Origin of the sequence: Paracoccus rhizosphaerae (genome assembly GCF_026162645.1) — a bacterium.
Lineage (GTDB): Bacteria > Pseudomonadota > Alphaproteobacteria > Rhodobacterales > Rhodobacteraceae > Paracoccus > Paracoccus rhizosphaerae.
The window spans coordinates 1-20,657 of sequence record NZ_JAOTBE010000001.1; the positions used below are offsets into that span (position 1 = coordinate 1).

Here is a 20,657-nt window from a genome sequence, read left to right on the forward strand (position 1 = left end):
GCTGGTCAGCGCAATCCGCACTGCATCCTTGCGAAATTCATCCGTCCTGACTGTGCCCATGGTTCATCTCCTCTGCTGCACATTACGTGGTCAAAGGAGCGGCACCAAACCGCGACAGGTCTATGGCGTGTCGACGCGGTCGCTGGATGACCTCGTGCAGGCCATGGGGTGAGGAGGATCAGGAAGACGTCCAGTGGACGTCTTTCCCGACGAACGCGGCATCTCGAAGAGCCAGGTCAGCCGGCTTTGCGAGGATCGAGCCATTGTCCGCCATTGGTTCGAGGACAATGGCGAGGGACGATCTGGTTGATGCTTTCCTCACCCGCCCGATCGAGGGTGAATGGCACGCGCCATCGGGCTTGAACCGATGGCGCCACGATGGCGCGTCTCTGGATCGACGCGACTTACCTCAAGGTGCGCCAAGGTGGGCGGATCGTCTCTGTCGCCGTGACGATCGCGGTGGGCGTGAACACCGACGGCCGGCGCGAAGTGTTGGGCATGGCGATCGGGGCCTCCGAGGCCGAGCCGTTCTGGACCGAGTTCCTACGCGATCTTGTGCGCCGTGGGCTCTCCGGCGTGAAGCTGGTGATCAGCGATGCGCAGGAAGGCATCACGGCGGCCACGGCGCGGGTGCTGTCCACCACCTGGCAGCGCTGCCGGGTTCATTTCCAGCGCAATGCCTTGGCCCATGCTGGCAAGAGCAGCCGCAGGGCAGTCTCGGCCTTCATCGCCACGGCCTTTGGTCAGCCGGATCACGCTACGGCAAAGGCTCAGTGGCGGCTGGTGGCGGACCAGATGCGGCCCAAGCTACCGAAGCTGGCCATCCTCATGGATACGGCGGAGGAGGACGTGCTGGCTTACATGACCTTGCCCGCCCAGCACCGCGCGAAATTACACAGCACGAACCCGATTGAGCGCCTGAACGGCGAGATCAAGCAACGCACGGACGTCGTCGGCGCTCGGGCATTCCTTCGGACCGATGGCAGTCATGCCCTCGCTCCCCAACGAGGCCTCGATCCGGAGACTGGTGGGGGCGATCCTGATGGAGCAGACTGAGGAATGGACCGTCCAGCGCGGCCGTTACATGACGCTGGAAACGCTCGCGCCTGTCTGCGATGATGTCATGGTCAGCCTGCCTGCTGCGCAGCGAGACTGATCAGCTCGGCCCTCGACAGAGCGCGAGGCCCATCGCCAGCTACACCATCAGCTGGGACAGCATCGTAAGCTGATTGGCCTCCCATCGGCGAAACAGATGGGCGGGACCCAAGATGTTCACGATGGAGTCGACAGAAAGCTTCGCGTCAACTGTGAGCCGGTATCAGAAACGGGGCGATGCACCACTATACCGTGCTACATCACACCCTCTGCTGTAGGCCGCGCGAAAAAGTGCAAAAGGTTCGCGGCCAAAGTGCCCAACAACTTGACCGAAGTGCTCAAGCTGAATGACCAGCGACAATGAAGTGTCGTTGGTCACGAATAATGAGCACTGCACGAATCTAATGCATTGAAAAGGAACAGGCCTCTGCTGAACTTGGTCACTAAGGTGCGCACTATGGTCATCAAAACTTGGCACATGAGCAACAAAGAAAAAGACCGGCCGAAGCCGGTCCATCCTGCGAAGTGTGTGATGTCAGCCTAAGTAAGGCGCGAGATCTGGTCGGCGATAGATCTTGCTGTGTGGACTCGGAAGCGGCAGGGCATCAATCTGGAGTCGATTGAGCCGAGCTTGAACACTTTTAGCTTGAACGTGCTCGAAGTGGGCAAGGCGGCCAAGCGTCTCGTATCGAGAAAGAAAGTCAGCCATCGCTTCAGGGATGATGTACCGCTTGAGCTGGCGCGTTCGATGGTGCGGGAGACGGATGAAATTTATCATGCGCTCCCGTATGAGCAACGTCATGGTGCTGCTGCACACGTGAAGGAAATGTCTGGCGTCATCGATAGACCATCCCTCGATATCCGGTCGCTCGTAAAAATCACGCACCTCCTCCAGATCAAGGATGATCGAGCGCAGGCCAAAGCAGCCAGCCTGGCTATGGACCTTCCTCAACCGCTTCTCCCAGATCAGTCGAAGAAGATCGACGAGTTGTACCTTGAAGATGAGAGGTGCTCGATCGATGGGAACCATGGTCTCATCGAGAGAATCAACCTGGAGTGCGCTGCCGATCATCCGGTCTACAAACTGCTCCAGGTCCGAAGGATGAAACCTCGGCACTTGCTTGGGGAAGTCGACGAATGGCTTCAGCCAGCCAGCATCAACGACCTTCTGCAAGGTTGCGGGACTTGCACCGATGCGCGGTGCCGCCTCCTTGAAGATGACCGTCTCGCCGTAGGTTTTCAGCCACGGATCCCACTCGCCACAAGGAATCCAAAGTTGCTTTGTCGGACGCGGTAAGTGTGGAAACGCCCCTGTTTGGCGAATTGCTCTCAGTGCCGAGCACAAGCGTGCACGGGAAACATTTGCTGTCGTCGAGGCAGAGAGCGGTGAGTGTAATGCGCGCTGCGTTGTCTGTAGACCCAGCACCGCTTCACCGGTGCCGGTCGGATAATTCGCGATGATATAGCATCGGACTGCATCCCTCACCCGCTCTGAGCCGTCTGCGAGATCCATGCGTGTCAGGTAGCGGTGAAAGGGCATGAAGTCGTGCATGAAGCCCATGCCACCGCCCGAGGGGCCGTCCTGGGCCTCACGCATGGCTGCGTGTAGACCGTCTGGACCCTCACGGAGCGCAAGAAACCCCAGTTCACTAGCGGTCATAAGCTCAACCTGAGTAAGCATTCCCGCACGCGAGCGGCTTTTGTGCGAAAGGGTCAATCCCAGCGCAAAGCACAAGTTGCTCACAGTAGCGACGCCGATGTCATCAAGCCAGCCTGCCCTTTGGCCTGATCCGCCGCAGATGCGGCTGGCCATGTAAATCTCGTAGGGGCTCGCTGGAGCGGGCAAGACTGCTTCTGCTGCCGAAAAGATACTGACACGATGATCTGCCACTCCGCCTGCGGAGTCATACTTATGCCGAATATCAGCAGGTGCGGGCAGGTCGAAAAGCATGATCCGGTGCTGCGAACATGACCTGATGGAAACCGCCTGCCACCAGACGAATGCAAAGTGCTCAAGCTGAACGACCAGCGACAATTGCTTCAGTGGTGAGCCCAACAGGATTCGAACCTGTGACCCACTGATTAAAAGTCAGTTGCTCTACCAACTGAGCTATGGGCCCATCACGAGGCGCTACCTAGGGGGGGTGGCCGGCGAGGTCAAGGCAAAAAATGAACTCTCTGGCGGAATCGTTCCCGCGGGCCTATATCGCCCGCCATGACACAGGATTTCCCAGCAGGCCTGCCGTTCCTGAAGATGCACGGCCTTGGCAACGATTTCGTGATACTGGACCTGCGCGGAGGGGTGGCCCGTCCGGCAGCCGGCCTTGTCGCACGCATCGCCGACCGGCATCGCGGGATCGGCTTTGACCAACTTGCGGGGATCGAGGATGCGGATGACGCGGACGCGCGGCTTGTCTTCTGGAACGCCGATGGCTCGCTCAGCGCGGCCTGCGGGAACGCGACGCGCTGCATCGCGCGTCTGCTGATGGATCAGACCGGCCGTGACAGGCTGCGGCTACGCACCGATCACGGGCTGCTGCTGGCCGAGGATGCGGGTGGTGGCCTGACCCGAGTGAACATGGGGCCGCCGGTGCTGGACTGGCAGGGCATCCCGTTGGCGGGCGAGGTCGATGTCGATCACCTGCCCATCGACGGCGATCCGGTCGCCACCGGCATGGGCAATCCGCATGTCACGTTCTTCGTGGCCGACGCGGCGGCGGTCGAACTGGACCGCTTCGGCCCCGCGATGGAGCATCATCCGCTCTATCCCCAGCGGACGAATGTCGAGATCGTGCAGGTCTTGTCGCGGGGCGAGATCCTGCTGCGCATCTGGGAACGGGGAACGGGGCCGACGCTGGCGTCGGGGTCCTGTTCCTGTGCAGCGGTCGTGGCGGCGGCGCGGCGCGGCCTGACGGGGCGGCGCGTGACGGTGAACGTACCGGGCGGGCGGCTGCTGATCGACTGGCGCGACGACGGCGTCTGGATGGAAGGTCCGACGGCGCTGGTCTTCCGCGGCAGCCTCGACCCCGAGTGGCTGGCATGAGCGCGCCGGTCTTCTCGACCCTCGGCTGCCGGCTGAACGCCTACGAATCCGAGGCCATGCGAGAGATGGCCAAGGCCGCGGGCCTGTCGGGTGCCGTCGTCGTCAACACCTGCGCAGTGACGGCCGAGGCCGTGCGCAAGGCCCGGCAAGAGATTCGGCGGCTGGCGCGCGAAAACCCGGGTGCGCCGGTGATCGTCACCGGCTGCGCCGCCCAGACCGAGCCCGAGACCTTCGCCGCCATGCCCGAGGTCACCAAGGTCATCGGCAATCACGAGAAGATGCAGCCTGCCACCTGGGCATCCCTGCGCGCCCCTGACCTGATCGGCGACACGGAGAAGGTCGTCGTCGACGACATCATGTCGGTGACCGAAACGGCGGGTCACCTGATCGACGGTTTCGGCCGCCACCGGGCCTATGTCCAGGTCCAGAATGGCTGCGACCACCGCTGCACCTTCTGCATCATCCCCTTCGGGCGCGGCAATTCCCGCAGCGTGCCCGCGGGTGTGGTGGTCGAACAGATCAAGCGCCTGGTCGGGCGGGGCTTCAACGAGGTCGTCCTGACCGGCGTCGACCTGACCAGTTGGGGCGCCGACCTGCCCGGCACCCCGCGCCTTGGCGACTTGGTGATGCGCATCCTGCGCCTGGTGCCGGACCTGCCGCGGCTGCGCATCAGCTCGATAGATTCGATTGAGGCGGACGAGAACCTGATGCTGGCCATCGCGACCGAACCGCGCCTGATGCCGCATCTGCACCTGTCGCTGCAGGCGGGCGATGACATGATCCTCAAGCGGATGAAGCGCCGCCATCTGCGCGACGACGCGATCGCCTTCTGCGAGGAGGCGCGGCGCCTTCGTCCCGACATGGTGTTCGGGGCCGACATCATCGCGGGTTTCCCGACCGAAACCGAGGCGATGTTTGAAAATAGCGTGAAGCTGGTCGGCGACTGCGGGCTGACCTTCCTGCACGTGTTTCCCTATTCCGCGCGCAAGGGCACGCCTGCGGCACGCATGCCGGCGGTCAAGGGGGCGGTGATCCGCGATCGGGCGGCGCGGCTGCGTGCGGCCGGCGATGTGGCGCTGCGGGTGCATCTGGACGCGCAGGTCGGGCAGGTGCACCGCGTGCTGACCGAGGGGCCGCGGATCGGCCGGACCGCGCAGTTCACCGAGGTGGCCTTCGACCACGACCAGCCCGAGGGTGCGCTGATCGACCTGCGCATCGGTGGTCACGACGGGCGGCGGCTGGTGGCCTGAGCCGGGGCCGGGCAGGGGGCGCTGCCTCGTCCTTCCGACTCCCCCGGAGTATCGCGGCAAAGAAGATGACCCGGGTTGTCCAGGCCGCGCGAGCGTCCTAGCCTCCACGTCAATGGAGGAGGTGGACCGTGATCTTGTGGACGCATGGCAGCGCGACCGGGCATGTGACGCCCGAAGGGCATCCCGAACAGGTGGCGCGCTATGGCGCCGTCATGGCCGCGCTGGAGGATCTGGCGCTGGACCGGCGCGAGGCTCCGCTGGCCGATGACGCCGACGTTCTGCGATGCCATCCGGCCAGCTATCTTCACGGGCTCCGGGCGGGGGGCACCCGAATGCTGGATGCCGACACCTATCAGTCGCCGGGCAGCTTCGACTCCGCGATGCGGGCCGTGGGTGGGGCCTGCGCGGCGGTCGATGCCGTCCTGTCGGGCCAGGCGCAGCGGGCCTTCGTCGCCATGCGACCGCCGGGGCATCACGCCGAGCGGGAGACCGCAATGGGATTCTGCCTGTTGGGCACGGTGGCCATCGCAACCATGCGGGCGCTGGAACATCACGGTTTGGAGCGGGTGGCGGTGCTGGATTTCGACGTCCATCACGGCAACGGGACGCAGGACCTGCTGTGGGACGAGGGGCGGGCGTTCTTTGCGTCCAGCCACCAGATGCCGCTTTATCCGGGTAGCGGGGCGGCGTCGGAAACCGGCGCGCATGGTCAGGTCATGAACGTGCCGCTGCCGCCCGGATCTGATGGCCGGCTGGCCCGTCAAGTCTGGGACGACATCCTGGCTCGTGCGCTGGCGCACCGGCCGCAGCTGGTGATCCTGTCCGCGGGGTTTGACGCGCATGCCGCCGACCCGCTGGCGCAGCTGGAATGGGACGAGGACGATTTCGCGGCCATCACCCGCGCCATCTGCGACATGTCGACCGACTGCGGGGCCCCGGTGGTATCCTGCCTGGAAGGTGGCTATGATCTGGCGGCTCTGGGACGCTCGGTGCGGGCCCATGTCGAAGTTCTGATGGAGGCCGCTGAATGAGCGATATCAAAACCCTCTCGTTCGAGGAGGCCATGCGCGAGCTGGAGGCCACGGTCGGCAAGCTAGAAACCGGCGAGGCGACGCTGGAGGAATCGATCAAGCTGTATGAACGCGGCGCGGCGTTGCGCGCGCATTGCGAGGCGCGCCTGCGCGAGGCCGAGGAGCGGGTCGAGAAGATCACCTTGGCCGCCAATGGCCAACCGACGGGAACCGAGCCGGCCGAGGGCCTGTGATGGAGGAAAGCCTGGCCCGGGTCCGGGCCGACGTGCAGGCCGAACTGGATCGCGTCATCGATGCCCTGCCGGCGGGTGAACTGGCAGATGCAATGCGCTATGCCGTGCAAGGCGGCAAGCGGCTGCGGGCGTTCCTGGTGATGGAGTCGGCGCGGCTGCACGGTGTTGCCGATGCGGCGGCGCTTCCGGTCGCCGCCGCGATCGAGGCGCTGCACGCCTACAGCCTTGTTCACGACGACCTGCCGGCGATGGATGACGACGACCTGCGCCGCGGCCTGCCCACGGTGCATGTGCGCTGGTCGGAAGCCACCGCGATCCTGGCGGGCGATGCGTTGCAGACGCTGGCCTTCCAGCTGCTGGCGGATGACCGGATCGGACCGTCTGACGCCCGACTGCGGCTGGTCGGCGCCATGGCGCGCGCGGCCGGGGCCAGGGGAATGGTCTGGGGCCAGGCGCTGGACATCGCGGCCGAAACGGCCGGAGCGCCCCCGGACCTGGACGCGATCAAGATGCTGCAGGGCGGCAAGACCGGCGCCCTGATCCGTTTCGCCGCGACCGCGGGGCCGTTGATCGCCGGCGATGATCCCGCCGCGCTGGACCGCTATGCCGAGGCGCTTGGGCTGGCCTTCCAGATCGCCGACGATATCCTGGACGTGACCGGGGACGAGGCTGTGACGGGCAAGCGCGTAGGCAAGGACGCCGACGCCCGCAAGGCCACCTTCGTGTCTTTGCTGGGCCTGTCCGGTGCGCAAGCCGAGGCGCGCCGCCTTGTCGCCGTCAGCGAAGCCGCGCTGGCCGATTATGGTGGCGCGGCCCGGAACTTGCACGACCTTGCGCGCTTCGTTATCGAGCGCGACACCTGAACGCCCGCCCGAAGGAGGGCCAGCCATGACCGACAGACCCAAGACTCCGCTGCTGGACCGCGTGTCCCTGCCCTCCGACCTCAAGGCGCTCAGCGACTTCGACCTCGGCCGGCTGGCCGACGAATTGCGGGCCGAGACGATCAGCGCAGTCAGCGTGACCGGCGGCCATCTGGGGGCCGGCCTGGGTGTGGTCGAACTGACGGTCGCGCTGCACGCGGTCTTCGACACGCCGCGCGACAAGATCATCTGGGACGTGGGCCACCAGTGCTATCCTCACAAGATCCTGACCGGGCGGCGCGATCGCATCCGCACATTGCGGATGGGCGGCGGGCTGGCCGGGTTCACCAAGCGCGCCGAGAGCCCCTTTGACCCGTTCGGGGCGGGCCACAGCTCGACCTCGATCTCGGCGGCGCTGGGATTCGCGACGGCGCGCGACCTCGGCGGCGATCCGGGCGATGCCGTGGCCGTCATCGGCGACGGCGCCATGAGCGCGGGCATGGCTTACGAGGCGCTGAACAACGCCGGCCACGAGGGGCGGCGCCTGTTCGTGATCCTGAACGACAACGAGATGTCGATCGCTCCTCCGGTCGGTGCGATGTCGTCCTATCTGACCCGCCTTTACGCGGGCGGCCCGTTCCAGGAGCTGAAGGCCGTGGCCAAGGGCGCCGTCGGCATGCTGCCCGACGCCCTGCAGGAGGGCGCCCGCCGCGCCAAGGAAATGCTGAAGGGCATGGCCATCGGCGGCACCCTTTTCGAAGAGCTGGGCTTTTCCTACATCGGCCCCGTCGACGGGCATGACATGGAACAGTTGCTACCCCTGCTGCGCACCGTGCGCGCGCGCGCCGACGGGCCGGTGCTGATCCACGTGGTAACCCGGAAGGGCAAGGGCTATGGTCCCGCCGAAAGCGCCGCCGACCGCGGGCATGCGACCGGCAAGTTCGACGTCGTGACCGGCGTGCAGGCCAAGGCCAAGTCGAACGCGCCCAGCTATACCAGCGTCTTCGCCAAGGCGCTGATCGACGAGGCGTCGCGCGACGACCGCATCCTGGGCATCACCGCGGCCATGCCGGACGGCACCGGCCTGAAGCAGTTCGCCCAACGCTTCCCGCGTCGCTGTTTTGACGTAGGGATCGCCGAACAGCACGCGGTGACCTTCTCGGCCGGGCTGGCGGCCGGGGGAATGAAACCCTTCTGCGCGATCTACTCGACCTTCCTGCAGCGCGGATACGACCAGGTCGTCCATGACGTGGCGGTGCAGGGGCTGCCGGTCCGCTTCGCCATCGACCGTGCCGGACTGGTGGGGCAGGACGGTCCGACCCATTCCGGCGCCTACGACATCGCCTTCCTCGCGAACCTGCCCGGCTTCGTGGTCATGGCCGCCGCCGACGAGGCGGAGCTGGTCCACATGGTCGCCACGGCTGCCGCCCATGACAGCGGTCCCATCGCCTTCCGTTTTCCGCGGGGCGAAGGCACCGGCGTCGAGATGCCGGAACGCGGCCAGGTTCTGCCCATCGGCAAGGGCCGCATGATCGCCGAGGGCAAGGGCGTCGCGATCCTGTCCTTCGGAACCCGCCTGTCCGAGGTGATGACCGCGCGCGAGGCGCTGATGGCGCGGGGCATCACGCCCACCGTGGCCGATGCACGATTTGCCAAGCCGCTGGACAGGGACCTTGTCCTGAAGCTTGCCAGCGACCACGACGCGCTGATCACCATTGAGGAGGGCGCAGTCGGCGGCTTTGGCAGCCATGTCGCGCAGCTTCTGGCCGAGGAGGGGGTTTTCGACCATGGCCTGCGTTTCCGGTCGATGGTCCTGCCCGATGCCTTCGTCGATCACGATGCGCCGCGTGCCATGTATGACACCTCGGCGCTGAACGCCCAGCATATCGAGGACAAGGTCCTGTCGGTCCTCGGCGTCGAGCAGCTGGAAAGCCGCCGCGGCACCTGAGTACCGGCGGCTGGCTGGCGACCATCAAGGCGCTTTCGATCTTCGCTGGTGCCAGTCAGCCATAGCTGCGCACGAGCGCGTTGGCGATCATGCCCCAGCCGTCGACGACGACGAAGAAGGCCAGCTTGAAGGGAAGCGACACGACGACCGGCGGCAGCATCATCATCCCCATCGACATCAGGACGGCCGACACGACCAGGTCGATGATCAGGAAGGGCAGGGCGACCAGGAACCCGATCTCGAAGGCGCGCTGTATCTCGGACAGCATGAAGGACGGGATCAGGACCGACAGACGGTCGGCTGCGCCGGCGCCGGGAGCGACCTCGGCCAGGGCGGCCAGCGTGTCCGGGTCGGTTCGTGCCGCCATGAAGCCCTGGAAGGGGACGATGCCGCGCTCGAACGCTTCGGCGATGCCGATCTGGCCCTGCTGCAGCGGAACGGCGGCGACCTGCCAGGCCTCGCGGAAGACGGGGTCCATGATGAACCAGGTCAGGAAGATCGACAGGCTGACGATCAGCATGTTCGGCGGCGACTGCTGCAGGCCGATCGCCTGCCTCAGGATCGACAGGACCGTCACGATGAACGGAAACGCCGTCACCATGATCGCGATGCCGGGCGCCAGTGACAGCGCCGTTAGTCCCACGACCAGCAAGACCGCGTTCTCGCCCAACCCGTCGCCCAGGACGTTACCCAGGTCCTGTGCCTGGGCCGCGGCCGGCAACAGCGCGCCGGCCAGCAGGATCGCGATGCGGATCACGCCGCGCCCGTGGTGCCGACGACGCGGACGCAGAGGCGGTCCTCGGTCGTGCCGTCGCCGGTCAGTTCGCCGCGCGCGATGACCTTGTCGCCGATGCAGATCTCGACCCCGTCCTCGATGGCCTGGTCGAGAACGAGGACGTCGTCGGGCCGCAGTGCAGACAGTTGGGCCACCGTCTGGCGGGTGCGGCCAAGCCGGATGGTAACCTCAACCTGGATGTTGTCGGTGTCGATCAGGTGCTTTAGTGCGTCCATGGGGTCTGGTCCTCGTCGATTTCTTCAAGAAGGGCGCGGATGTCCTGCGCGATAGTTTCGGGAGTGATTTCGATCCGCCCGCCCTGCAGCGTCACGACGATCCGGTCGCTGGCGGCAGGTTCGATCTCGATGCCGGTCAGGCCGGCATCGCCCAGGCAGCGGTCCACCAGCGCGCGCAGCCGATCCGAGCAGGCGATGCGCGCGGTCACAGGCTGGCTGCGCTGTGCAAGACGCATCAGCTCGGCCCGCAAGGTCTCTTCGAGCCGGCGGGAGGATGACGGCGGTGCAAGCAGATCGACGATCTGCGTCAGCAGGGGATAAAGCGCATCGACCGCCTCCTGGCGCAGCTGCTGGCGTCGGCTTTCATCGGCCGCAAGGCTTGTTGCCAGCCTCTCCAGCCCCGCCCCCAGGGACCGCAGGTCTGCGTCCTCGGCCTGAGCGCGCCCGTCGGCGCGCCCATCGGCATAGGCCTGGTCCAGATCTTCCTGCGTGAAGGTGACGACGGCGCCGCGATCCGTCAGCGCGTTCGAGAAGGATTCGAGTTTGAACATGGCCAAGCTCAATTTGCGCTCTCCTTGTTGTCGATCCAGCCCGAGAGGATCTTCACGCTTTCGTCACGGCGTTCCTTCATCATCTCCTTCAGCCGCGCGACAGGATCGGCATTGGTCAGCGCCGGCATATCCAGGCCGGGAAACTCGATCGGGACGATCCGCGGGTTGTCGGGCGAGGGTTCGTCGTCAGCGATGGTGCCGGTCAGCCCGCCCATCATGGGCGGCATGGGCGGCAGGCTGTTGTCCAGCATCGGGGTCTGCGGGGCGGCCCGGGCGCGCAGGACCGGGCGCAGCACCGCGAAGATCGCAGCCAGGGCGAACAGGCCGATCAGCGCGATGCGCAGCAGGTCGTTCAAGGCCAGCCGGTCCAGCAGGTCGGGCTTGGCCAGGGTGCCGCTTTCGCCAAGCGTGGCGAAGGGCAGCGACTTGACGGTGATAAGGTCGCCCCTGGTCTGGTCGAAGCCGACCGCCGACGCCACCAACTCGCGCAGCGTCTCGAGCTCGGCCTCGGGGCGGGGCATCAGCACCGTCTGACCCTCGGCATCGACCTGCGGCGTGCCGTTGACCAGGACAGCGACGGTCAGGCGGCGCGTCTCTCCGGGTTGGCGCTGGACTTCGCGCGTCAGGCGGCTGACCTCGTAGTTGGACTGGCTGCGGTTTTCCGACCGCGCGCTCTGGCTGGTGTCGCCCGGCTGCTCCTCGGCGTCGGGAAGGTTCGACGCGGCCGTGACGGCCCCCGTGCCGGTCGAATTGCTCTCGTCCGTGGTCTCTTCGGTCACGGTCGAGATCAGCGCCCGCTGTTCAGGATCGAAGCGCTGCTCGGTCAGCAGTTCGGTCTCGGTGGCGACGTCCAGGTTCAACTCCACGATGGCGTTGCCGATGCCGACATGCGGCTCCAGGATCCGCTCGACGTTGCGCTTCATCTCGGCGGCGCGGTCGGCGCCCGTCCGGTCCTCTGACGCGGCAACGATACCCCGCTGCGAATCAATCACCGTCACGCGTTCGGGTTGCATTCCGGGTACGCCCGACGAAATCAGGAACCGCAGCGACGATGCCTGTTCGCGAGAGATCGGCTCGCCGTTGGTGGTCAGGGTGACCGAAGCGCTGCCGTTCTGGTCGCGGCGGTAACCGCGCCCGTTCTCGACCGCCAGGTGCACGCGGGCCGTCTGCACGTTCGGCAGGGCCAGGATGGTGCGTGCCAGTTCACCCTCCTTCGCGCGCCAATAGGCGGCGTCGAACATCTGCGACGTCGTGCCAAAGCCCGACATCCCGTCCAGCAGCTCGTATCCAGTGCTGCTGGCAGCAGGCAGCCCCTGCGCGGCAAGGTCCATGCGCAGACGGTCGCGCTGATCCGCATCGACATAGATCGAATCTCCCCGAACCTCGTAGGGGATGCCCGCGCGCTCGATCCCGGCGATCACCTCGCCTGCCTGGGCCGCGTCGAGGCCGCCATAGATCAGGGTCATGCTGGGGCGGCTGGCCATCCAGCCGAACCCGGCGATCACCAGGAAGGTGCCCAGGAAGGCCGCCCCCAGGATCAGGCGCTGTTGAGAGCTTCGCTCATTCCAGTAGTCCTGCAGTTTTTGCAAAACGGTCCCCTTTTCGAATCGGCGCGTCGTGGTCGTCTGGCCCCGAAATGACATGTCCCATGTTAAGAATTGGTTAGTCGCATCCTGATATTTCCGTCTTGTCAGGACGGAGAATCACGATGACCGACGCTGCGGCAGCGCCAGCCGAAAAGGCGCCTGGAAAGAAGGGCTTGCTTATCACGCTGGCGGCGACGCTGGTGCTGGGCGGGGCGGCCTTCGGCTCGACCTACCTGGGGATCTGGTCGCCTGCCGGGATGCTGACCGGCTCGCCCGCGAAAGAAGCTTCGGCCGAGCATCATGCGGTCGTCTTCATCGACGTGCCGAAGGTCGAGATCGTCATTCCCGGCGGCCGCGCCCGCAGCATGGTCCTGTCGGCCACGATCGAGACCGACAGCGCCCACAAGGCCGCGGTCACGCACCTGATGCCGCGCGTTTCCGACGCCTTCACGACCTTCCTCTCGGGCGTCGATCCGGCGGCCTATGACAAGCGCGGCGTGCTCGAGGTGATCCGGGCCGAGCTGGTGACCCGGACGCGTTATGTCCTGGGCGAGGAACCGGTCAAGGACCTACTGATCACGGAGTTTCGTTTCAAATGACGGTGGAACATCTGATGCAGGCCCTGCTGCTGGTCGCCTGCGTGGGCTTGGGCGGCTTTTGCCTGATGCTGGGGCGCCGGTTGCGCAAGCTGAACGACCTGGAAAGCGGTCTCGGCGGCGCGATTGCGATCATGGCGGCCGAGGTCGACCGGCTTGAACGCGCCATCCGGCAGGCCCGCGACGAAGCGACGGCCGCCAGCCAGTCCCTGGGCGAGGAAATCGAGACCGCGCGCCGCGAGCGTGCCATCTGGGACCTGCGCCAGCGCATCGGTGCCGCCGCGGCCGAGGCGCCGCAGGCGTCCGGCCGGCGGCTGCGCAAGCGCGCGGGGCTGACCGATGTCTAAACCCCTGCTGCCGGTCCTGACGCTAATGTTCGCCCTTCCCGCCGCCGCATTGCTGTGGAAAGGCCAGGACATCGCCAGTTCTTTCGCCGCCGTCGCGGCCGCGCCCGAGGATCTGCTGGAGGGGTGCCGCGACGTTCCCGAAGCGGTCGCCCTGGCGGAGGAGCTTCGCGACCGCGCCCTGCGGATCGAACGCTACATGCAGGACATCGACGCCCGCAAGGCAGAGCTTGCGACCGCCGAGGCGACCCTGAGCGAGCGTCTGAAGGAGTTGCGGGCGCAGAAGGACAAGCTTGGCGCCGTCAGGGCTGGCGACACCGAGGCGGTGCGCACGGACATCGACCGTCTGATCGCCGTCTATGACCAGATGAAGCCGGCCGAGGCCGCGGCCGTCCTGACCAATCTTCCCGCCGATTTCGCCGCCGAGATCCTGATGAGGGTCCGCCCGGAAACCGGCGCCCGCATCATCGCGGCCGTCGAACCCCGACAGGCCGCGCTGCTGACGGCCCAGATGGGCGCGCGCAGCGTCCGCACCCCATAAGGACAGACCCGATGTTCGGTTTCATTGGAATATTCCTGACGCTCGCGATGGTGTTCGGCGGCTATATCCTTGCCGGCGGCAAGATGGGCGTCATCATGCACTCGCTGCCTTTCGAGATGATGATGATCATGGGTGCGGCCGTCGGGGCGTATCTGCTGGGCAACGACAGCCACGTCCTCAAGCACACGGTCAGCGGGCTGATCCGGGCGTTCAAGGGGCCGAAATGGACGGCGCAGGATCACCAGGACGTGCTGTGCCTGATGTTCCAGCTGCTCAAGATCGCACGAGAGAACCCGGTTGCGCTGGAACAGCATATCGAGGCACCGGGCGAGTCACCAATCTTTGGCGCCTATCCGAAGCTGGCCGCGGACCACAACATCGTCTCGCTGATCGCGGACACCCTGCGGTCGGCCAGCCTGAACTATGACGATCCCTACCAGGTCGAGGACATGCTGTCCCGCCGCATCGCGGTCCTGCGGGAGGAGGAGATGCATGTTCCCCACGCGCTTCAGAACATGGCGGATGCCCTTCCGGCACTGGGCATCGTCGCCGCCGTCCTGGGCGTGATCAAGACGATGGCCTCAATCGACCAGCCGCCCGCGGTGCTGGGTAAGATGATCGGCGGCGCGCTGGTCGGCACCTTTCTGGGCGTGTTCCTGTCCTATGGTTTCGTGGCCCCCTTGGCAAACCGGCTTGGCGGCGTTGTGAAGCAGGACCTAGGGTTCTATGATGTCGTCAAATCGGTGCTGATCGCCGGGCTGCACCAGCACGCAACGACCCTGTGCGTCGAGGTCGGCCGACAGGCGGTGCCCGAACATGTCCGCCCCAGCTTCGACGCACTGGAGGGTGCGCTGCGAGAGCTGAAGAAGGCCGCATGATGACCGGCATCGGCCTCCTGTTCCTGGTCGGCGCGCTGAACGCGGGGACCGTCGCGCAGGTCGACTTCGACCAGTTCACGGAAACCGCGTCGGGCTGGCTTCTGGCCGGGCAGGGACTGCCACGCGATTACCGTGTCATGCTGTTGCAGATGGACACGGCTGATCGCATCCGTGCCATTGCCTATCTGCGGCGGCTCGGCCTCATGACAGAACGTCCCTGGGGCATCGATGACATCCTGCGACCTGCGGCCACCAGAACGGAGCCACGTGAATGACCCCCATCGCCGCCGCATCCCGCACGCCCGCCAAGTTCCTGGATGCACCGCTGCTGGTGACCGGCGGACTGGTGCTGGTGGTGATCTCTCTGGTCATCCCGCTGCCGGCAAGTGTCCTGGACCTGGGCATCGCCATCTCGATCGCGACGGCGACGCTGGTTCTGGTGATGGCGTCGCTGGTCGAGAAGCCGACCGACTTCCAGGCCTTTCCGGTGCTGCTGCTGGTCAGCCTGGTGATCCGGCTGTCGTTGAACGTGTCCTCGACCCGGCTGATCCTGACCGAGGGTCAGAACGGAAAAGAGGCGGCGGGCCAAGTCATCAATGGTTTCGCTGATTTCGTCGCCGGGGGTTCTATCCTGGTGGGCATCACCGTGTTCGCGGTGATTTCGGTCGTGAACTTCATGGTCATCACCAAGGGCTCCGGCCGGATGGCCGAGGTGGCGGCACGTTTCGCGCTCGATTCGCTGCCGGGCAAGCAACTGGCGATCGACGGCGACCTGAACGCGGGCGCGATCGACCACCAGGAAGCCAAGCGCCGCCGCATCGCCGAGCAGCGAGAGATCAGCTTCTTCGGGTCGCTAGACGGGGCCTCGAAATTCGTCAAGGGCGACGCGGTGGCGGGCATCGTCATCACGCTGATCAACCTGTGCATCGGTCTGGCGGTGGGCATCATCGTCCACGGCATGCCGCTGGGCGAGGCTGCGGCCACCTATTCGCACCTGACCATCGGCGACGGTCTTGTCAGCCAGATCCCGGCCCTGATCACCTCAATGGCGGCGGCGCTGCTGCTGTCGCGCGGCGGCGCCACGGACACGACCGCCGACCTTCTGTCGCGAGAGTTCACCCGCAATTGGCAGCCTGCCGTGATGGTCGCCGTCGCGATGGTCGTGATCTCTTTTGTGCCGGGAATGCCTCGGCTGCTGTTCCTGTCCATTGCAGCGGCCATGGGTGTGCTGGCCTGGCGCATCGCCAACCGTCCCCAGGTCGAAGACCCTGCCGGACTGCCCGTCGACGAGGCGGCAACTCGGCCTGCGGCCCGAATCGGCGACGTGCTGGACACCGACGACATCGCGGTCGAGATCGGGTCGGACCTGATCGTCACTGCGCTGGACCAGGCGCGCGGGCTTGGCAGCCGGATATCGAACCTGCGCATCCATATCGCGCGCAGCTTCGGGATGATCCTGCCCGATGTCCGGATTACGGATACCGACGACCTGCCGCCGGGGGATTATCAGATCCGCATCCAGGGCGTCGTCCGGGGTCGCGGCACGCTGCGCCCGTCCGAGGTGCTGGCGCTGGGCCCCGAATCCGTCCTCTCCGAATTGCGCGGCATCTTGGTCCGCGAACCAGTCTATGCCAGTCCGGCGCGCTGGATCCATCCGGCCGAGCAGGAGGATGCGGCCACGCTTGGCGCCACGATCGTCACGCCGATGGAGGTGCTGTCCACCCATCTGATGGAGGTGGTGAAGGCAAATCTGCCGGCGCTTTTGACCCTGGGTGCCATGCAGCGCCAGATCGAGGAGTTGAAGACCCTTTCGGACACTGGGCGGGCCGAACGCTATCGCAAGTATTTCGACAGCATGATCCCCGACAAGGTGACGCCCGAAACCCTGCTGGCGATCCTGCGCGCGCTGCTCGAGGAGCGGATCTCGATCCGCAACCTGCCGCTGATCGTCGATGCCATCTGCGAGTTCCGCGCGGTCGAGCAGCCCGAGACGATCTACGAACTGGTCAGGAAGCGCCTGCGCGGCCAGATCACGCAGCAATATGCCGACGAGGCCGGCCGCATCGCCGCCCTGCAATTGCACCCCGCATGGGAGGCCGAGTTCGTCCGCGCCGATGCGGAAACCGGCCGCGCCGGGGGCGGGGCGATGACGCCAGCCATGTCCAAGCGGTTGCTGGACGCGGTCAAAAAGGCGCTGTCCGTGGCCGAGCCGGTGGCCCGCACCGTCGTCGTGGCGCCGGATCATCGCCGCCGCATGATCCGCGCGGTCCTTGGCGCCAACGGCGTGGCACTTCCGGTCCTGGGGCTTGAGGAGGTCGATCCCTCGGCCGAGCTGAGGCTTCTGGGGACCATCGAGGCCGCATGATGTGGGACCAGCTTCAGTCGGTCGTTCCGGGACTGGATTGGTCGCTGGTGCTTGTCTATGTGCGGATCCAGGCCTGCGTCCTGATCCTGCCGGGGCTGGGAGAGCGGGTCCTGAACGGCCGCGTCAAGGTGGCGGTCGCCCTGGCCGTCACGCCGCTTTTGGCAGGCACGGTGCCGCCCCAGGCGCTGCCGGCGCAGCCGGTGGGCGTTCTGGCCCAAGTCGGACTTCAGGCGCTGCTGGGCTTTGCGACCGGGTCGTTTCTGCGGCTGCTGGCGATCTCCATCGACATCGCGACCACGGCGATCGCGGCGACCGCCTCGCTGTCGCAGATCATGGGCGTCCAGAACGAGATGGCCCCCCATCCGATCGGCAACCTGCTGCACCTCGGCGGCATCGCCGTGCTGATGGCGCTGGGGCTGCCGATCATGCTGGTCCAGTTGATGGCCGACAGCCTGAACCTGTGGCCGCCGGGCGATCTGCCGGCGGTCGAGGGGCTGGCAATGGCCATCGTGCGCGTCGTCTCGGACAGCTTCTGGCTGGCGATGATGCTGGCCGCGCCCTTTACTCTTGGCGGCTTCCTGTTCCAGGCCCTGTCCGGCGTCGTGAACCGGGTGATGCCTGCGCTGCCGGTCATCTTCATCGGTGCGCCGGCGTCGATCCTGCTGGCACTTGCCACGCTGGCCGTCCTGGCGCCCCTGCTGGTCGGCATCTGGGCCGATGCGGTCCTTGATTTCATGCTGCCGCAGATCCCCTGAGGTGCATGGATGAGCGAGGATAGCGACGACAAGCAATTCGAGGCCTCCGAGCAGAAGCTTCAGCGGGCGAGAGAGAAAGGCGACATCCCCCGCTCGACCGAACTGAACGCGGCGATGATGTATCTGGGCGCGTTTCTGGCCTTCACGGTGGCCGCCGGGGTCGCGGTCCGGCAGTGGATCTCGATGGCGTCGCGCGCCTTGGGTGCCGAGGGGTGGGATCCCGAAGGCACGGCGGCCCTGGCGCAGGCGCTGTGGGTGCATGCGGCCGGGGCGACCGTGGGTCTGGCGATGCTGCTGGTGGCGGTCATCCTTGTGGGCCTGCTTGCGACGCGCGGGCTGATCTTTTCGCCCCAGAAGCTTGCGCCGGACATCAACCGCATCAACCCGATCAAGAACGCCGGACAGAAGTTCGGGTCGAACGGCATGGTGACCTTCGCGATCTCGCTGGGAAAGACCGCGCTGGTCTGCGCCGGCGGGTGGTTCCTGTTCCGCTCGCTGCTGGACCGGATCGTGGCGTCCTCGATGGCCGAGGGGCAGTGGGTCGCGGCGCTGGGCGCGATCATGGGCCAGGTCCTGCTGCTGGGCCTGGTCGTGTCCGTAATCTTCACGATTCCCGACATCCTGTGGAAGTGGTTTGACCACCGCCGCAAGAACCGGATGAGCCGGAAGGAGATGCAGGACGAATACAAGGATTCGGAAGGCGATCCGCATCTGAAGGCAGCACGACGGCAGCGCGCCGTTGACATCGCCATGAAGCAGATGCTGGCGGACGTGGCGGGCGCCGATGTGGTGATCGTGAACCCGACACACTACGCGGTCGCGCTGCAGTGGAAGCGCGGGTCGGGCCGCGCGCCGGTCTGCGTGGGCAAGGGCACGGATGACGTGGCCGCACGCATCCGCGCCAAGGCGACTGAGGCCGGCGTGCCGATCTGGTCCGATCCGCCCTGCGCACGGGCCATCCACGCCCAGGTCAAGATCGGCGAGGAAATCCAAAGGGACCATTTCGCGGCGGTCGCAGCAGCGATACGCTTCGCCGAAAAGATGCGCCAGAAGGCGAGGGCAGGATGGTAGACAAGCTGGCGCAGCTGGCTCAGCTGGAACGGATTGCAAGGCTGCGGGCGGAACGTCAGCTGAAGCATTTCGCGGCCTTGAACGCTCATATGACAGCAGCCCGGCAGCGGGTCGACGCGCTGCAGGTGTCGCTGGCGCAAAGCTATGACAGCACGGCGCCACTGACCCTGCCAGAGGCGCGGATCGCCAACGCCCAAGCCGGCCGGGCCGCGCGAGAGCTGCGACATGCCGACCATGAGGTGCAGCGGCTGGAACCCCGCTTCGAGGCCGCCCGTCAGATCGCCGCCCGAGAGTTCGGGCGCGCCGAGGTGCTGCTTGGGTTGGGGGACGCCGAACGTCAGCGCCGGCGGAAAGAGCGGTACTGATTTTCGGCGCCGTTGGACAGGCCCCCGCCGTGATGCTAGTCACGGTTCAACATGCGAGGGGGAGCCATGCTGCACGACACACCGGGGGCCGACATGCCCCACAGCCGCAAGATCTGGACGGCGGCCGAGGCGCGGGCGCTGTTCGACCAGCCTCTGATGGACCTGCTGTTCCAGGCCCAGACCGTCCACCGGCAGCATTTCGATCCGAACCGCATCCAGCTGAGCCGCCTTCTGTCGATCAAGACCGGCGGCTGCCCCGAGGATTGCAGCTATTGCAGCCAATCGGCGCGCCATGATTCGGGCCTCTCGGCGTCAAAGCTGATGGAGGTCCAGCGCGTCCTGGCCGAGGCTCGCCGTGCCCGCGATGCCGGAGCCACCCGCTATTGCATGGGCGCCGCCTGGCGCAGCCCCAAGCCGCGCGACATGCCGCAGATCGTCGCCATGATCGAGGGGGTCAAGGCATTGGGCATGGAGACCTGCATGACGCTTGGCATGCTGGACGCCGACCAGTCGCGCCAGCTGGCCGAGGCGGGGCTGGACTACTACAACCACAACATCGACACGTCCGAGGCGCATTATGCCAAGGTCATCACGACCCGCAGCTTTGCCGACCGCATCGACACGCTGGAAAACGTGCGCCAGGCCGGCATCAAGGTCTGCTCCGGCGGGATCCTGGGCCTGGGCGAGGGCGCGCAGGACCGCGTGGACATGCTGGTGACGCTGGCGAACCTGCCCTCCCCACCGGACAGCGTGCCGATCAACATGCTGATCCCCGTCGCCGGCACGCCGCTTGCGGATGCGGCTCCGATCGACCCCATCGACTTTGTCCGCACGATCGCGACCGCCCGGATCATGATGCCGCAGAGCCATGTCCGCCTGTCGGCAGGCCGCACCGCCATGTCGGACGAGATGCAGGCCATGTGCTTCTTCGCGGGTGCGAACTCGATCTTCGTGGGTGATACGCTTCTGACCAAGGACAACCCCGAGGAAGAAAGCGACATGCGCCTCTTCTCGAAGCTGGGCCTGCAGCCGATGGTCGCGCACGAGCATCACCCCGAGGCTGACGAGGTCCGGCGCGCCGCTCTGCTGGCCGCCGATCCGGCCATTCCGGTCCTGCGCTGACGCAGGCGACGG

21 protein-coding genes, 1 tRNA gene and 1 pseudogene are annotated in these 20,657 nt (G+C 66.1%); 17 read left to right on the forward strand and 6 right to left on the reverse strand.

The genetic code is table 11. The features are described 5' to 3' along the window. Nucleotides 1-118: 118 nt before the first annotated feature. A pseudogene (locus OC184_RS00005) lies at nt 119-1,156 on the forward strand (IS256 family transposase); the annotation flags it as partial. 474 nt (nt 1,157-1,630) lie between these two features. Here OC184_RS00005 and OC184_RS00010 read toward each other — a convergent pair. Together OC184_RS00010 and OC184_RS00015 are read right to left on the reverse strand one after the other, a co-directional pair. Continuing rightward, nucleotides 1,631-3,046 carry a hypothetical protein gene (locus tag OC184_RS00010; protein WP_265505079.1) on the reverse strand — a complete coding sequence of 472 codons (1,416 nt, stop codon included), beginning with the start codon at nt 3,044-3,046 and terminating at the stop codon, nt 1,631-1,633. A 93-nt stretch (nt 3,047-3,139) separates the two neighbouring features. Next, a tRNA-Lys gene (locus tag OC184_RS00015) sits at nt 3,140-3,215 on the reverse strand. Between the two features lie 95 nt (nt 3,216-3,310). Here OC184_RS00015 and dapF point away from each other — a divergent pair. From dapF to dxs, 6 genes are all read left to right on the forward strand, one after another. After that, nucleotides 3,311-4,138 carry a diaminopimelate epimerase gene (gene dapF, locus OC184_RS00020; RefSeq protein WP_265505080.1) on the forward strand — a complete coding sequence of 276 codons (828 nt, stop codon included), beginning with the start codon at nt 3,311-3,313 and terminating at the stop codon, nt 4,136-4,138. After that, nucleotides 4,135-5,388, forward strand: coding sequence for a tRNA (N(6)-L-threonylcarbamoyladenosine(37)-C(2))-methylthiotransferase MtaB (mtaB, locus tag OC184_RS00025; protein WP_265505081.1), 1,254 nt, complete (start codon nt 4,135-4,137; stop codon nt 5,386-5,388). Before dapF ends, mtaB begins: the two co-directional genes overlap by 4 nt. A 128-nt stretch (nt 5,389-5,516) precedes the next feature. After that, nucleotides 5,517-6,419: a histone deacetylase family protein gene (locus OC184_RS00030; RefSeq protein WP_265505082.1), complete on the forward strand. Its 903-nt coding sequence runs from the start codon at nt 5,517-5,519 to the stop codon at nt 6,417-6,419. Then, a complete protein-coding gene (locus OC184_RS00035) occupies nt 6,416-6,652 on the forward strand; it encodes an exodeoxyribonuclease VII small subunit (protein ID WP_265505083.1) in 237 nt (78 codons plus the stop codon). Before OC184_RS00030 ends, OC184_RS00035 begins: the two co-directional genes overlap by 4 nt. Continuing rightward, a complete protein-coding gene (locus tag OC184_RS00040) occupies nt 6,652-7,515 on the forward strand; it encodes a polyprenyl synthetase family protein (protein ID WP_265505084.1) in 864 nt (287 codons plus the stop codon). Before OC184_RS00035 ends, OC184_RS00040 begins: the two co-directional genes overlap by 1 nt. A 25-nt stretch (nt 7,516-7,540) precedes the next feature. Further along, nucleotides 7,541-9,460, forward strand: a complete 1,920-nt coding sequence (gene dxs, locus OC184_RS00045) for a 1-deoxy-D-xylulose-5-phosphate synthase (RefSeq protein WP_265505085.1) — start codon at nt 7,541-7,543, stop codon at nt 9,458-9,460. Nucleotides 9,461-9,515: 55 nt separating this feature from the next. Here dxs and fliP read toward each other — a convergent pair whose 3' ends face one another. Genes fliP through fliF form a run of 4 tightly spaced genes read right to left on the reverse strand, consistent with a single transcriptional unit; the run spans nt 9,516 to nt 12,611 of the window. Further along, on the reverse strand, nt 9,516-10,217 hold the full coding sequence (fliP, locus tag OC184_RS00050) for a flagellar type III secretion system pore protein FliP (protein WP_265505086.1): 702 nt from the start codon (nt 10,215-10,217) through the stop codon (nt 9,516-9,518). Then, complete coding sequence (locus OC184_RS00055; protein WP_265505087.1) at nt 10,214-10,471, reverse strand: FliM/FliN family flagellar motor C-terminal domain-containing protein; 258 nt, start codon at nt 10,469-10,471, stop codon at nt 10,214-10,216. Before OC184_RS00055 ends, fliP begins: the two co-directional genes overlap by 4 nt. Further along, on the reverse strand, nt 10,459-11,022 hold the full coding sequence (locus OC184_RS00060) for a hypothetical protein (RefSeq protein WP_265505088.1): 564 nt from the start codon (nt 11,020-11,022) through the stop codon (nt 10,459-10,461). Before OC184_RS00060 ends, OC184_RS00055 begins: the two co-directional genes overlap by 13 nt. 8 nt (nt 11,023-11,030) lie before the next feature. Next, nucleotides 11,031-12,611, reverse strand: a complete 1,581-nt coding sequence (gene fliF / locus OC184_RS00065; protein ID WP_265505090.1) for a flagellar basal-body MS-ring/collar protein FliF — start codon at nt 12,609-12,611, stop codon at nt 11,031-11,033. 119 nt (nt 12,612-12,730) lie between these two features. Between fliF and OC184_RS00070 the strand changes: the two genes are divergently transcribed. The 10 genes from OC184_RS00070 (at nt 12,731) to bioB (ending at nt 20,645) form a co-directional block, all read left to right on the forward strand. Then, nucleotides 12,731-13,207: a flagellar basal body-associated FliL family protein gene (locus OC184_RS00070; RefSeq protein ID WP_265505091.1), complete on the forward strand. Its 477-nt coding sequence runs from the start codon at nt 12,731-12,733 to the stop codon at nt 13,205-13,207. Next, entirely contained in the window at nt 13,204-13,551 is a 348-nt protein-coding gene (locus OC184_RS00075; RefSeq protein ID WP_265505092.1) for a hypothetical protein, read from the forward strand. Before OC184_RS00070 ends, OC184_RS00075 begins: the two co-directional genes overlap by 4 nt. Further along, nucleotides 13,544-14,089, forward strand: a complete 546-nt coding sequence (locus OC184_RS00080) for a MotE family protein (protein ID WP_265505093.1) — start codon at nt 13,544-13,546, stop codon at nt 14,087-14,089. Before OC184_RS00075 ends, OC184_RS00080 begins: the two co-directional genes overlap by 8 nt. Nucleotides 14,090-14,100: 11 nt before the next feature. Then, nucleotides 14,101-14,967, forward strand: a complete 867-nt coding sequence (gene motA / locus OC184_RS00085) for a flagellar motor stator protein MotA (protein ID WP_265505094.1) — start codon at nt 14,101-14,103, stop codon at nt 14,965-14,967. Beyond that, the gene (locus tag OC184_RS00090; RefSeq protein ID WP_265505095.1) at nt 14,964-15,242 is read left to right on the forward strand and encodes a hypothetical protein; all 279 of its coding nucleotides are present in this window, start codon (nt 14,964-14,966) and stop codon (nt 15,240-15,242) included. Before motA ends, OC184_RS00090 begins: the two co-directional genes overlap by 4 nt. Further along, complete coding sequence (locus tag OC184_RS00095) at nt 15,239-17,332, forward strand: flagellar biosynthesis protein FlhA (RefSeq protein WP_265505096.1); 2,094 nt, start codon at nt 15,239-15,241, stop codon at nt 17,330-17,332. The genes OC184_RS00090 and OC184_RS00095 overlap by 4 nt, the downstream gene beginning before the upstream one ends. After that, on the forward strand, nt 17,332-18,087 hold the full coding sequence (locus OC184_RS00100) for a flagellar biosynthetic protein FliR (protein ID WP_265505098.1): 756 nt from the start codon (nt 17,332-17,334) through the stop codon (nt 18,085-18,087). Before OC184_RS00095 ends, OC184_RS00100 begins: the two co-directional genes overlap by 1 nt. 9 nt (nt 18,088-18,096) lie before the next feature. After that, entirely contained in the window at nt 18,097-19,158 is a 1,062-nt protein-coding gene (flhB, locus tag OC184_RS00105; protein ID WP_265505099.1) for a flagellar type III secretion system protein FlhB, read from the forward strand. Continuing rightward, on the forward strand, nt 19,152-19,523 hold the full coding sequence (locus OC184_RS00110; RefSeq protein WP_265505101.1) for a hypothetical protein: 372 nt from the start codon (nt 19,152-19,154) through the stop codon (nt 19,521-19,523). The genes flhB and OC184_RS00110 overlap by 7 nt, the downstream gene beginning before the upstream one ends. A gap of 93 nt (nt 19,524-19,616) precedes the next feature. Beyond that, entirely contained in the window at nt 19,617-20,645 is a 1,029-nt protein-coding gene (gene bioB, locus OC184_RS00115) for a biotin synthase BioB (RefSeq protein WP_265505330.1), read from the forward strand. The last annotated feature ends 12 nt before the right edge of the window (nt 20,646-20,657 follow it).

What these genes read in the sequence shown, in the direction of transcription:
- OC184_RS00010 (WP_265505079.1), bottom strand. Translation starts at nt 3,046, where the DNA reads ATGCTTTTCGACCTGCCCGCACCTGCTGATATTCGGCATAAGTATGAC.
- dapF (WP_265505080.1), top strand. Translation starts at nt 3,311, where the DNA reads ATGACACAGGATTTCCCAGCAGGCCTGCCGTTCCTGAAGATGCACGGC.
- mtaB (WP_265505081.1), top strand. Translation starts at nt 4,135, where the DNA reads ATGAGCGCGCCGGTCTTCTCGACCCTCGGCTGCCGGCTGAACGCCTAC.
- OC184_RS00035 (WP_265505083.1), top strand. Translation starts at nt 6,416, where the DNA reads ATGAGCGATATCAAAACCCTCTCGTTCGAGGAGGCCATGCGCGAGCTG.
- OC184_RS00040 (WP_265505084.1), top strand. Translation starts at nt 6,652, where the DNA reads ATGGAGGAAAGCCTGGCCCGGGTCCGGGCCGACGTGCAGGCCGAACTG.
- dxs (WP_265505085.1), top strand. Translation starts at nt 7,541, where the DNA reads ATGACCGACAGACCCAAGACTCCGCTGCTGGACCGCGTGTCCCTGCCC.
- OC184_RS00055 (WP_265505087.1), bottom strand. Translation starts at nt 10,471, where the DNA reads ATGGACGCACTAAAGCACCTGATCGACACCGACAACATCCAGGTTGAG.
- OC184_RS00060 (WP_265505088.1), bottom strand. Translation starts at nt 11,022, where the DNA reads ATGTTCAAACTCGAATCCTTCTCGAACGCGCTGACGGATCGCGGCGCC.
- OC184_RS00070 (WP_265505091.1), top strand. Translation starts at nt 12,731, where the DNA reads ATGACCGACGCTGCGGCAGCGCCAGCCGAAAAGGCGCCTGGAAAGAAG.
- OC184_RS00075 (WP_265505092.1), top strand. Translation starts at nt 13,204, where the DNA reads ATGACGGTGGAACATCTGATGCAGGCCCTGCTGCTGGTCGCCTGCGTG.
- OC184_RS00080 (WP_265505093.1), top strand. Translation starts at nt 13,544, where the DNA reads ATGTCTAAACCCCTGCTGCCGGTCCTGACGCTAATGTTCGCCCTTCCC.
- motA (WP_265505094.1), top strand. Translation starts at nt 14,101, where the DNA reads ATGTTCGGTTTCATTGGAATATTCCTGACGCTCGCGATGGTGTTCGGC.
- OC184_RS00090 (WP_265505095.1), top strand. Translation starts at nt 14,964, where the DNA reads ATGATGACCGGCATCGGCCTCCTGTTCCTGGTCGGCGCGCTGAACGCG.
- OC184_RS00095 (WP_265505096.1), top strand. Translation starts at nt 15,239, where the DNA reads ATGACCCCCATCGCCGCCGCATCCCGCACGCCCGCCAAGTTCCTGGAT.
- OC184_RS00100 (WP_265505098.1), top strand. Translation starts at nt 17,332, where the DNA reads ATGTGGGACCAGCTTCAGTCGGTCGTTCCGGGACTGGATTGGTCGCTG.
- flhB (WP_265505099.1), top strand. Translation starts at nt 18,097, where the DNA reads ATGAGCGAGGATAGCGACGACAAGCAATTCGAGGCCTCCGAGCAGAAG.
- OC184_RS00110 (WP_265505101.1), top strand. Translation starts at nt 19,152, where the DNA reads ATGGTAGACAAGCTGGCGCAGCTGGCTCAGCTGGAACGGATTGCAAGG.
- bioB (WP_265505330.1), top strand. Translation starts at nt 19,617, where the DNA reads ATGCCCCACAGCCGCAAGATCTGGACGGCGGCCGAGGCGCGGGCGCTG.